The 13,062-nt window shown below is 39.2% G+C and carries 9 protein-coding genes; 4 read left to right on the top strand and 5 right to left on the bottom strand.

The genetic code is table 11. From position 1 onward, the window contains the following. Nucleotides 1–16: 16 nt before the first annotated feature. From BLT30_RS04340 to BLT30_RS04330, 3 genes are all read left to right on the top strand, one after another. Nucleotides 17–4,252, top strand: coding sequence for a DUF11 domain-containing protein (locus BLT30_RS04340; protein ID WP_089871730.1), 4,236 nt, complete (start codon nucleotides 17–19; stop codon nucleotides 4,250–4,252). A 14-nt stretch (nucleotides 4,253–4,266) separates the two neighbouring features. After that, complete coding sequence (locus BLT30_RS04335) at nucleotides 4,267–4,800, top strand: hypothetical protein (protein WP_089872895.1); 534 nt, start codon at nucleotides 4,267–4,269, stop codon at nucleotides 4,798–4,800. Between the two features lie 163 nt (nucleotides 4,801–4,963). Beyond that, nucleotides 4,964–5,251 carry a hypothetical protein gene (locus BLT30_RS04330; protein WP_139166571.1) on the top strand — a complete coding sequence of 96 codons (288 nt, stop codon included), beginning with the start codon at nucleotides 4,964–4,966 and terminating at the stop codon, nucleotides 5,249–5,251. Between the two features lie 488 nt (nucleotides 5,252–5,739). Here BLT30_RS04330 and BLT30_RS04325 read toward each other — a convergent pair whose 3' ends face one another. From BLT30_RS04325 to BLT30_RS04315, 3 genes are all read right to left on the bottom strand, one after another. Further along, complete coding sequence (locus tag BLT30_RS04325; protein WP_089871727.1) at nucleotides 5,740–7,308, bottom strand: M20/M25/M40 family metallo-hydrolase; 1,569 nt, start codon at nucleotides 7,306–7,308, stop codon at nucleotides 5,740–5,742. A 332-nt stretch (nucleotides 7,309–7,640) separates the two neighbouring features. Then, complete coding sequence (locus BLT30_RS04320) at nucleotides 7,641–8,354, bottom strand: 3-ketoacyl-ACP reductase (RefSeq protein ID WP_089871725.1); 714 nt, start codon at nucleotides 8,352–8,354, stop codon at nucleotides 7,641–7,643. Nucleotides 8,355–8,582: 228 nt separating this feature from the next. Beyond that, on the bottom strand, nucleotides 8,583–9,329 hold the full coding sequence (locus BLT30_RS04315) for a glycerophosphodiester phosphodiesterase family protein (protein ID WP_089871723.1): 747 nt from the start codon (nucleotides 9,327–9,329) through the stop codon (nucleotides 8,583–8,585). Between the two features lie 232 nt (nucleotides 9,330–9,561). Here BLT30_RS04315 and ligA point away from each other — a divergent pair, with 232 nt between their 5' ends. Next, complete coding sequence (gene ligA / locus BLT30_RS04310) at nucleotides 9,562–11,565, top strand: NAD-dependent DNA ligase LigA (RefSeq protein ID WP_089871721.1); 2,004 nt, start codon at nucleotides 9,562–9,564, stop codon at nucleotides 11,563–11,565. A gap of 70 nt (nucleotides 11,566–11,635) precedes the next feature. Here the strand turns inward: ligA and BLT30_RS04305 are convergent, their stop codons facing one another. Beyond that, a complete protein-coding gene (locus BLT30_RS04305) occupies nucleotides 11,636–12,286 on the bottom strand; it encodes a DUF1349 domain-containing protein (protein WP_089871719.1) in 651 nt (216 codons plus the stop codon). Nucleotides 12,287–12,501: 215 nt separating this feature from the next. Next, a complete protein-coding gene (locus BLT30_RS04300) occupies nucleotides 12,502–13,062 on the bottom strand; it encodes a sugar O-acetyltransferase (RefSeq protein ID WP_089871717.1) in 561 nt (186 codons plus the stop codon).

The following is a 13,062-nucleotide window of genomic DNA, read 5'->3' as shown; positions in this document are numbered from 1 at the left end:
TTTAACTAAAATACTTATGATAAAAAAAATACTGACAGGCTTATTGATCATAATAAGCTATTTAAACCTTAATGCACAAGATAAGCGTGGGTCGTCCTCATCTTCTACAACGATCCACCCACAGCAAAAAAAGAAAACAGTAAGCTTAGCAAAAAATAATGCAGTAGTGCCTGCACAGGCACAAATTCGTTATCAGGAAACATTACAGGGTGGTGCAACAATAATTGGGAATTCGTGGTATTATAGCTTACCAGCCGATAATACTACTATGTTAATAGCAGATGTTGATGATGACAGCTCTACAAATATGTCCAGCTCTGCAGACTTGATTTTGCCTGCAGGATCAAAGATTGAAAAGGTATTTCTATCAATTGAAAATGGATATTCGAATTATGATGCATTCACAGATGTAAAACTGAAAGTACCTGGAGCTGCGGGTTACACTACTTTGACATCGGCCACCAGTTTAGCGGACAATCTTTTATCGGATATGGTTGACAGTACGATTTCCGGAGGTTATGGTCAGATGATTTGGGATATTACATCTATGGTCCCTGCTAACGGATATGTAAGCACTGCAGGAGGAGGTGTTGGTGGTCGCTTTTATTTGGCAGATCCCAATCCACAGCCTTATAATATGGGTGGATGGTCAATGATTGTGGTATACTCTAATCCCAATTCAAAATTTAGAAGTATAACGGTCGCAGATAATTGGCAATATTTTTATGATTCGACTGTAGAAACTAATATTTCCGGCATAAAAGTACCTTCTTCAGGTAATGTAAAAGCTGTAATAGGGGTTACGGGTACTTATGGAGACAGAGAGTTTGAGGATTATGTAAAATTTGGAAGGCAGGGTGATATTTTGACATCCCTAAAGGATCCTATGACGGGTTCGGATACGGATGCTCTAAACAGTTCTATTGCTTGGACCTCCGAAAATAATGTTTCGGCAGATGGAGGACCCGCAATTTCCGGTAATTATATTGCCCGTAACCCAATTAGTGCAGGACATATTTATGGATCTGCCGAATCATGGGATTTTGATGCTGATATATTTGATGCTTCTGGTATTTTAACAGCTTCAATTAACCCTATAAATGTAACGTTTCGTCAAGAAAGCACTGGTGGCGATATTTTGGCCAGTGGTTCTTACTTTATATCCGTTGATTTGGCTCTTGCTCCAAAACTATTAAAAACATTATCGCCTACTTCTATCTATGATGGCGGGACAGCTACCTATACATGGACAGTAACGAACACGTTGTCTGATGCCATACTCCAGACCATTTCTTTTACTGATAATTTACCTGCAGGTATAAAAGTTGCACCAATTGCCAATGCTTCTATCACTGGCGGTACAGGCGGAAGCATAGTTGCTGCGCCAGGATCGGGAACTGTTGCTATTTCAAATTTACAGTTAAATCCTGGGCAAAGTGCAACAATAAAAGTAGATATCACAAATGTTGCTGGACAATTGAATGCATCTTGTATAGGCATGCCCTCTGCGTTTACAAATAGCTCCTCGAACATTACAATAGGAACTGATGTGAGCTTGGATGCAAGCGGAATTACACCACAGTGCTTAATTGTTAAAGCAAATAAACCTTTTATCTGTAACACGAAATTCTATTTGTCACAATATCCTTTAGCAGGAACAACAACTCTGTATGAATTAGACAATACCACTAATCCTTTTACAATCACCTCAATAGGTACTTCTCCTGTAGGTATGAAAGTAAATGGTATTGGCTACAATACAGTAGATAATTTGATCTATGGGATAAGAACCGACACTGGTTTTACGAACTATATGGTAAGGATAGACGCCAATGGAGTATTTACCAGCTTGGGTGCTGTGACTAATTTACCAACAGGTGGCTATAACTCTGGTGCATTTGATAACGGTGGAAATTACTATGTACTTAATTCCGGGTCAACGAGGTTTTATAGAATAGATGTAACAACCAATACTGCTACATTGATTACACTTTCAAGATCATTAAATGTGAACGATATTGTTTATGATAAAATAACAGGAATGTTTTTTGGCTACGAAGGAGTATCAGGAGCTAATATATTGGTTTCTATTGACCCTGTTACTGGAACAGTTACCAATATCGGAGCAAGCGGATTACCGGATGGCACTCTCGTAGGAGCTTTATATGTCGATGCCTCTGGAGATATTTTTGGAAATGCAGATAATGGTTCAGGCTTTTATCAATTCAACAAAACTACAGGTAGAGCCGTGAAAATTTCCAACTCGATTGGTGCCAATGGAAACGATGGGACAAATTGCCCTGATGCGGTAATTACTTTCCCGGCAGATCTGAGCGTTACCAAAACAGATGGTAAGACCTCTTATATTCCTGGTACAACCAATACCTATACTATTGTAGTAAGCAATACCAGCGGGCCCTACGGTGTGCTTGGAGCTACGGTGTCAGATTCTTTGCCAGCTGGCATCCCTGCTGCTAATATGTCTTATTCCGTGCCTGTACTCACAGGTGGTGCGACCACAAGTATTACTGGTTCCCAAACGGGCGCTCTTAATGATGTGATAGGTCTTCCTGTAGGCGCTACAATAACTTACACGGTTACTATCAATGTCCCCGTGGCATATACCGGTAATCTTACCAATACTGTTACGGTAATTCCACCGGTAAACTCTTCAGATCCTACTCCGGGGAATAATACAGCAACAGATACAGATACTGAAATGTGGCCTACTTGTACTTTTGATAATACAAATGGCGGAAATACGACGCCTGTTCCGGTAGCAAAATCTAATGTCAGCGCAAATGCCGCTCCTGCTATTACATATTTACAAAATGCCTCTGCTTCCGCATCCAGAACCAATGAATTTGATTTTGGCGGAGTAAACCTTACCAATTCTACAGGGAATACAATACCAAATGTATTGATCGATATAAGTAAGTTAGGTTTCTGGACGCAGAATGTATCTGGAACTACCTTCAAAATATATGCATATAACCATGCCAACCAAGCTTGGGAAGGGACTTTGGGTAATGGGCAGACCGCTTATTTCAAGATATTGGGTATTTCGGTAAACGGTGTTCAAATAACAAATCCGAACATCAGGTTGCTTCCCGTCCAAAATTCGGCTTCGGTAACAGGATATCATTTTGCTTCTACAAGTGATACCGTTTCTGATGTTGCGACGTCTTTTACAGATGGAGGCACAGGAACTAATTACTCTATTACTGGTTCTACGGTTTCTCTTCCTCAAAATCTGCCTGTGATAGATTTGGGATCTTTAACAAATGGATCTACCCTTACAAATGTTAAGATCAGAATGGGATTGGTAATGCCGAATAATGCAGATGCCTGGGTAAACAATCCGGATACGGGAACAGGTGATATTGATTATTATGTATATGGGTTTGCAGATGTTTGGGGTACAGGTTACGATTTTGGAGATGCCCCATCAAGTTACGGGATAGCACAGCACGCTCCTTCATTATGTAGTCCGGCAATTTATATAGGACCAAACAGACAGGATTATGAAAGTTCTGTTACAGGAAATACAACAGCTGATGCCGATGACCTTAATCTAGCAAACTATGATGACGAGAACGATAACCTACCTGATTATTCAACAGGTCAGACTTCATATTCCGTTACTTTGCCATATGTAAACAACGCCGCTTCCGGTACTGTAAGTGCGTGGATAGACTGGAACAACAACGGCGTTTTTGATGCTTCGGAACGAGCTAGTGCAACCATAGCTACAGGAAGCGGAAATATAGTTCTTACTTGGAAGACCTCTGGAGCTGCAAGTGGAGAAGGGATAATACCATCCGGAATTACGACAGGATATAAAATGGTGCGCACGCGTATAGGGACTATAAGTTCAGAAATATTGAGTGTGTCCGGCATAGCGACAGATGGTGAGGTAGAAGACAGGCTCCTATTTGTTTCTGCATATTGCACCAAACCAGGAGATTTCACATCCGGCGGTACACCTACAAAAGTAGGTATAACAGTTCAGGAAAAACTTTCAGGTTGGCCAGAGTCTATTCCTAATGGTCATATAGCTTTGGAATCAAAAGAAAAAGGATTTGTGATTACAAGAGTTGCGCACGTGAGCACAACGCCAGATCTCACAAACGATTCTATCAAAGATCCTAAAGAGGGAATGCTCATCTATGACATCCAGGACAAATGTGTAAAATTATTCAATGGGATCACATGGAATTGTATCCGTAGAACATGTAATGACACTAATTAAAAATGACATCAACAATGAATTATAAAATAATAATCAATAGTCTAATACTTGTTTTGCTGGCAGATCTTGCCAGCGGACAAGTCTCTATGGGAGGTAAGCAAAGTGTAGAAGGAACAGCCACAATTCTGGATTTCAATAGCCGGACGGGTAATATAAAAGGAGTGATCCTTCCGGCAGTGGATGATATTTCCAAAGCATTGTCTTCTGACCCCGCGAGTAATAATGGTACATTTTTATTCAATAAAAGCAATCAGAAAGTTCAGGTGTATGAAAATAATGTATGGAAAGATCTTTCGGATGCAGGAAGCACCAATGATCTTGTTATTAACACTTCTGATGAGAGAAGTAATGGTGTAGTTATAGGTGCTGCAAGCAGTTCCGCAAAAGGGGTATTTATCCTGGAATCGTCGGATAAGGCAATGATCCTGCCTAGGATTTCAGAGCCTCATAAGGCTGTTAAAAGTCCTTATCCCGGAATGATGTGCTTTGATACCGTAAGCAGAACACTTGCAGTATTTGATGGTGTAAGATGGAATTATTGGAACTAGAGTAAAATGGATTTCAAAGAATCCTAAGGAAGTGTTTTTTGCTTGCAGGATCTTTCCTGTAAGTTTTCGCCGGGCAGTTTTTAAATTTTCTTCATAATTATCTGTCCGGCTTTTTCCACTCTTATTATAAATGATATAAACCTGAACATTATTAATATCTTTTATGAATGCACAAATAAAGAAAATAGATACCCTGGTAAGGAAGCATCTTCATCAGTCAAAGATAGTATTAATGATAGTGTATGGTATTCCAGAAAAAGTATTGGATGATGATATCTGGATCTATACCTGGAATAAATATTTTTTCTTTAAGACTAAAACCGTTTTCATTTTTAAGAATGACAGAGTAACAGATATTATCATTTTTGAGTATATATTCCGTATCCACTTCAGAGATTCCTTTTATAATGCCAATCATACGCCCAAATATGAAGTGGTAAAATATTATTAGCAGAAAATCAATGCAGAATTAATATTTCGAAAAACATATTGGCTGGTTAAAGATGTTGAAAAGAATTCGATTAATGAGGAGATTATAAATTAAAAAGCTATCTCAATTGAGATAGCTTTTATATCGAATATTTTAGATATAAAATATTTGGAGTTGGGTTTGGATAAACTTTAAGACTCAAATTGATTTCTGTGATATCAATACCTAACGTTTCATTAATTTCATAAGATTACCGAACACCTGCAGCAACACTTCCCGTTGAAGAAATTGCTCTGCCATAAAAAACTTCTCCAATTGAAAAAGCTATATCGCCATTAGACCCAGAAATTATCTCCATTAGTATTAATAGAAGGCTGTGCGTAGGATTGCATAGAAAATCCTACAACAAACAATAGGTTAAAATTGGAATACAAACCATTTGTCACCATTGAATATCAAGGTCATTCCAATATTATTTCCATTAGTTGTAGCATCTTTTCCAAATTAAGCTAATAATCCTTACTGCTTCTTTTCGGTTCTCTCACTTCCGGCCATTTGGTCACAGCACCTTTGTCATCATTCGGCATCACGCGCTTTTCACGGCTGGTGAACTCTGGGTCTTCTGAAGCCATATAAGCTAAAGTCGCTGTCAGAATTACGTTATTCTTCAATTCATCGAAAACGATTTTATCATAGGTATCTTTTGTCGTATGCCAGGTGTAACCGAAATAACCCCAGTTAAGCGAACTTAAAGAAAATCCCGGAACTCCCGCAGCGACAAACGAAGCGTGGTCAGAACCGCCACCGCCAGGCATTCCCGGAAAGGTGGATTTGATCTGGTCTTTTACTTTTTTAGGTGCTGCATCCAGCCATCTCCCGATGTAGGCATAAGAATCTTTGAAACCCTGCCCACTGATATCCACTACTCTACCCGTCCCGTTATCTTGATTGAAAACTGCCTGCACACCTTTGATAATTTCAGGATTATCGGCCACGAAACCTCTGGAACCGTTCAGTCCTTGTTCCTCGCTTCCCCAAAGTCCAACAACAATGGTACGCTTTGGATTGGGATAATATTTTTTAAGGATTCTCATTGTTTCCAGCATTGTCAACGTTCCCGTTCCGTTATCTGTCGCCCCTTGAGCACCGTCCCAGGAATCAAGGTGAGCGGAGAGAATGACATATTCGTTTGGTTTTTCTGAACCTTTTATTATTCCGATGGTGTTGAAGGATTTGGCTTCCGGAAGCACTTTGGATTGTGCATCCACTTTGATTCTCGGTTTTGCACCTTTTTCTGCCATTCTATAAAGCATTCCATAATCTTCCAAATCGATATCGAACATTGGAATTGATTTCGTTTTCGCCCCGAAAATACGATTGGTACTATGGATTCCTGTCCAGTTGGAAATAGCAATTCCTGCAGCTCCCGCTTTTTCAAAAGCTTCCGGTAATGTTGTGTTATCATATCCGATAGTCTTAATATAATCTGCGAAATCTTTTTTGGCCTGTTCTTTTTCAGCTTTCAGTTTTTCGTACAATTCCGGCGTTGCAAATTCCTTGATTTGTTCATCTGAGCGACCAATTTTCTGATATTGCGCCATCAAAACTATTTTTCCTTTTGCAGAAGGCAACCATTTATCAAATTCGGCTTTGGAAGATGCTTTTGGAAGAATAACCACTTCTGCCTCTACCGTTTTTTTAGTTGCAGGACTCCACGCCAATTGTGTTGCTGATAATGTTTTGGTTCTCGGATAGACCAAATCTACGTGTGTTATTCCACGCTGCCAGCCTTTCCACGTTCCGAATTGCTGAAGATTCGCATCGATTCCCCAAGATTTCAGTTTGTCGGCGGTATAATTGTTTGCAGCCAACATTTCGGGTGTTCCTACCAATCTCGGTCCTATGCCATCCAAAAGTTCATAAGCCATATTCTCGAGTTGGGAATTGTTATTGACTTCATTGACAAAACTCTGAACGATTGGATTGAGTTTTTCCTCGGATTTGGTTTGAGCATTGACTAGGGTCATTTGAGCTGCAAAGAAAACTGCGGACATTGCTAAAAATGAGTTTCTCTTCATATTTTTTTATTTGATTCCGATAAAGGTAAGAATTATGACTAAAAAGTCATTGATTGTAAACCTAATTAAATATAAAATTTACAACACTTTTGAGTTTTGAAATATCTCGCAGATAAAGCGGATTTTGCAGATTTGACACGAAATAAAAATTGTCATTCTATAGAATTCTAAGCAATGTTTAGATTCCTACGGAATGACAAATATTGTATGGATGACCAATCGTCTTTTTCTGCGAAGCTGCAGCCCGACTTGAGCGGAGCTCCTTTTTACGCAACGAAGTGGAGTGAAAAGAGCGGGAGCGGAAGGCGGATTAAGCTGCCCCAATTATTATTTTATGGATTAGTCGAGAAAATTGAAGCATTGGCAATCATTGCCCTGCGGTTCATTTTCAGGATATCTCTTACCCATTCTGCAAAGTCTTCCGGCTGAAGAACTTTGTCCGGGTTGCCGTCTGTCAAACCGCCATTGATGCTCATATCAGAAGCAATTGTGCTCGGTGTCAACGTAATCACACGGATATTCTGTTTTCTCCATTCTGCCATCATCGACTGCGAAAGAGAAACGACTGCCGCTTTGGAAGCCGCATAAGCCGACATATTGGGTCCGCCTTTTAATCCCGCTGTGGAGGCAACATTCACGATATCACCTTGTCCCTTTTCTTTCAAAAATGGATAAACCGCTTTTGCCGTGTAATAAACACCGAAAAGATTGGTTTTGATAACTTGTTCCCAAACATCAGAAGCCATTTCCTCGATGCTTCCGAAGTCACCGATTCCTGCATTGTTGACCAAAATATCGATTCCGCCTAACTCGTTTGCCAAAGACTCGATTCCGGCTTTTACTTCTAATTCGTTATCGACACTGAAAACGGCGTAAGCTACTTTCACGCCGGTTTGTCTCAGTTCGTTAGCTGCTATTTTAAGATAATTTTCGTTTCTTCCTGTGATACCAACATTCGCACCTTCGTTGGCAAGAATCTGAGCTACTGCTTTTCCAAGTCCTCTTCCACCGCCTGTGATAATGGCATTTTTACCTTTAAGATCCATAATCTGATTTATAAAATTTGAAGGTGCAAATTTACCAAACACACGTTTAAAATCCGAATAAAGTCTTATGATTTAATACAAGTTTATCATTGAGGAATTCGATTGGAAATTTAATTAATCGCAAAGGCGCAATTTGAATTAATTGTAGAAAAATAAAAAAGTCGCAAAGAAAAACTTGGCGACTTTAGAAGATTTGAATTGTAATATTTTCGCGACTTTGCGATAAAACTATTTATCTTTTAACTGGTCAGGAATGTTTGTTGTAATGAAATTGATTCCTTGATTTTTGAGTTCTTCGTAAACATTGATATCATTCACAGTCCAGGAATTGGTAATCAATCCAAGCGCATTGGCTTCCGAAATCCAAGTCGGATTTTTCTCGAAAACGCTGTAATGATAATCCAATCCGTCCAGACCTTCTGCCTTGATTTGCTGTGGCGAAAGATTCCCTTCCAGATACTGGACTTTGGCAGATGGATTTAGTTTCTTGATTTCTTTACAAATATTAAGACTGAATGAAATATAATCACTTTGGTTGTCGAGTCCGAGGTCTTTTACGGTTTTCAGAACTTTGGTAACGATTTCGTTTTCACGTTCTTTGGATTTGGTTGGTTTGATTTCGATAATTAATTTGACGGAAGCATCTTTCTTTCCTTGTTTCAGGTAATCTTTTAAGGTTGGAAGTTTTTCTCCGTTGGATAATTTCAATTTTCTCAAATCAGAAAAATTGGTTTCTGAGATTTCCATTGTCCCGTGATGCTCATCGTGATTGATGACCAACTTCCCGTCCTTGGTCATATGAATATCGAATTCGGCGCCGTAAACTTTCAGTTTCTGAGCATTTTCTAAAGCTTTGATAGAGTTTTCACTAGTTTTTGGGTCTGTATTCCAGAAACCTCGGTGGGCAATGATTTGGGTTTGAGCGTTGATAAACATAGTCGTAACAAGGGTTAAACTACAAAATACTTTCTTCATTTTTCAATTTTTAGGATGACTAATTTAGTCAATTATTATTAAGGCTTCGAGAACCTCAGCCTGACAGCTCTTAAACATTTCGACAAGCTCAATGTGACAACAGTTAGTATAGAGTTGTCACACTGAGGCTATCTAAGGATAATCAATTAGATTCTCAAAGTATCTAAATTTATAACTTTCTTGGTTGTAAACTTTGTTGTTTTGGTTATTTTTGCTTTAAATAATTTCCCCAATGTCCGAAAACATTCAGCAAAAGATAGAATCCCTGAGAGAAGAACTTCATCAGCATAATTACAACTATTATGTTCTTGACAACAATACAATTTCTGATTTTGAATTCGATGCCAAACTGAAAGAACTTCAAGAGCTGGAAATGGCACATCCTGAGTTTTTTGATGCCAACTCTCCGACTTTGCGTGTTGGCGGCGGAATCACAAAGCATTTCCCAACGGTTCAGCATCAATACAGAATGTATTCTCTTGACAATTCTTATGATTTTAATGACCTTGAAGACTGGGAAAAACGAATTATCAAAACTATTGATGAACCTGTAGAATTTGTAGCAGAATTAAAATATGACGGCGCATCAATCTCTATTCTTTACGAAAACGGAAAACTGTCCCAGGCTGTAACACGTGGTGACGGTTTCCAAGGTGATGAAATCACCAATAACGTGAGAACTATTTCTGATGTTCCCCTGACTTTGAAAGGTGATTTTCCTAACCGATTTTTTATCCGAGGAGAAATTTATCTGACCAGAAAAAACTTCGACAAAATCAATAAAAGTCGTGAAGAAGAAGGTTTGGATTTGTTTATGAATCCGAGAAATACCGCCAGCGGGAGTTTGAAAATGCAGGATTCCGGAGAAGTAAGAAAACGTGGATTATCTGCGGTTTTGTATCAATATATTTCGAATGAATTTCCGGCAGATTCGCATTGGGACATCTTGGCAAAAGCTAAAAACTGGGGGTTCCGCGTTTCAGAAGACCAGGCGAAATTGTGTAAAACAATGAATGAAGTGAAGGAATTCATCACGTTTTGGGATACGGAAAGACACAAATTACCTTTTGAAATTGACGGCATTGTTTTGAAAGTCAATTCGCTAAAACAACAAAGACAATTGGGTTATACTGCCAAATCGCCACGTTGGGCAATGGCTTATAAATTCAAGGCAGAGAAAGTGGAAACCCAGCTGCTGAGCGTGGCTTATCAGGTCGGAAGAACCGGAGCTATAACGCCTGTTGCGAATCTGAAACCTGTTCTGCTGGCAGGAACAACGGTAAAACGCGCATCACTTCATAACGAAGATATCATCAAAAAACTGGATTTGCACGAACACGATTTTGTGTATGTGGAAAAAGGTGGCGAAATTATCCCGAAGATTGTTGGTGTGAATACAGAGAAAAGAACACTTCTCCAAACACCAATCGAATACATCAAAAATTGTCCGGAATGTGGAACCGAACTGATAAAAATCGAAGACCAAGCGATTCATTTTTGTCCAAATGAACTGCATTGTCCGCCACAAGTTGTGGGAAGGATGATTCATTATGTTTCTAGAAAAGCTTTGAATATCGAAAATCTTGGAGGCGAAACCATCGAGCAACTCTACAGAGAGCGACTAATTGAAAATCCTGCTGATTTTTACACGCTTAAAAAAGAACAACTTCTTCCACTAGAAAGAATGGCTGAAAAATCAGCGCAGAATATTTTGGATGGCATTGAAAAATCCAAGGATATTCCGTTTGAAAAAGTACTTTACGGCATCGGAATCAAACACGTTGGAGAAACGGTTGCGAAGAAATTGGTAAAGAATTTCAATACGATCGATGAATTGAAAAATGCGACTTTGGAAGAGCTTTGCCAAGTTGAAGATATCGGGATGAAAATCGCAGTCAGCATCACTGAATTTTTCCAGAATTCTGAAAATATTCTGATGATTGAACGTCTGAAATCTTACGGCGTTCAGCTGGAAAAAGGCGAAAACACGAATGAAGTTTTGTCCAATGTTTTGGAAGGAAAAACTTTCCTTTTCACTGGAAAATTGTCACTTTTCACGAGAGAACAAGCGGAAGAAATGGTGGAAAAACACAACGGAAAAAACATCTCTGCGGTTTCAAAAAACCTCAACTATCTGGTGGTTGGCGAAAAAGCTGGAAGCAAACTGAAGAAAGCGCAGGACATTGGAACGATTACGATTCTGGATGAACAACAGTTTCTGGATTTGATTGGTTAAAACTATAATAATTAAACCAAAAAAGTCACAAAAGATCTTATACTTCTTTTGCGACTTTTTTGGTTTATAACTATTGATTCTTCTTCAGCCATTCCAAACGTCTTTGGTCTGGCAAATGTTTTACAGAGAAGTTTTCGAAAGTCGCTTTGAAACCGTTTCCGTCCGGACTTGCCGCCATAAAACCGACCTGGACCGGTGTGTTATCCTGCAGATAGGCATTCCGCATCATTATGTATTCTTTGTCATCAAACGAATAAAAAATCTCGACCGCATCTAATCTTCTGACCGCTTTTATCCAGACAAATGGCGGCGTTTTTTCCAGAACGATCACGCTCCAATCGCTGGTTTTGTGTGTAACAACTGTACTTAGATTAAATTTTCCGTCAACAAACTCAACTCCGGCTTTGATATAATTTTGTTCATCGATTCTGAGCATCAGTCCCATCTGGTCAAAACGGGCTTTGTAATCACCTGTGATCTTTACTTTCGTTTCGAATTCTCCGCCGTAAGTAGAATAGTAAAACGGTGCATCATCGACTGTAAAGCCATAATGCGAGATTCGCCAATAATCACTTTGTGGCGTAACTGTCATCGTGAGTTTTTTGTCTTTGATTTCCCATTGAGACGGCTCATTGAACCAGGTCATTTTTTCTAAGGATTGTGCTTTGAATGTTTGGAATATTGTAGACATCCATAAAGATGCAATTATTATTTTGTTCATAATGTTATTTTAAACGCAAAGAGCGGAAAGTTTTTCATGTAATTCTATGCTTTTTAAGAGACGCAAAGGCGTTGCGCTCAGCAAAGACAATTAGTCATATTTGAACCACAAAAGACACAAAAGCAAATTCAGCTGGTTTTTTAGTTTTGGATCACGAGAAAATAACATACTTTAAATCTTTTCTGAACTAAAACTTCTGTGCCTTTTGTGATCCACTAGATTTCTCTGATGACTTTGCAGGGATTGCCAACAGCCAGTACATTTGCCGGAATATCTTTTACAACTACGCTTCCTGCGCCGATGACTGTATTATCGCCAATGGTGACGCCCGGAAGAATACTGCAACCGGCACCAATCCAGACATTATTCCCGACCATGATCGGCAGTGCATATTCCAAACCTTTGTTTCTGTTTTCGATATCAAGTGGGTGATTGACCGTATAAAATCCGCAATTAGGAGCGATGAACACATTGTCACCGAAAGTGACCTTGGCGCAATCGAGAATCACGACATTGACATTGGTGTAAAAGTTTTCGCCTATCTCTATATTGTAGCCGTAATCACAATAGAAAGGCTGCTCTATCAGAAACATTTTCCCGGTTTTGCCGAAAAGTGTTTTGATGATTCCTTTTCGCTCTTTCATTTTAGACGGCTGAATCTGATTGTAATGGAAACACAGATCCTTGCTTCTCTGTCTTTCCTCCACCAGCGCGGCATCATTCGCATCATATAATTCGCCGGAGAGCATTTTCTCTTTTTCGTTCAGATTATTCAT

It is taken from the genome of Epilithonimonas hungarica (genome assembly GCF_900102265.1).
In the GTDB taxonomy this organism is placed as follows: domain Bacteria; phylum Bacteroidota; class Bacteroidia; order Flavobacteriales; family Weeksellaceae; genus Epilithonimonas; species Epilithonimonas hungarica.
This window is presented reverse-complemented; position numbering and strand designations above follow the sequence as displayed.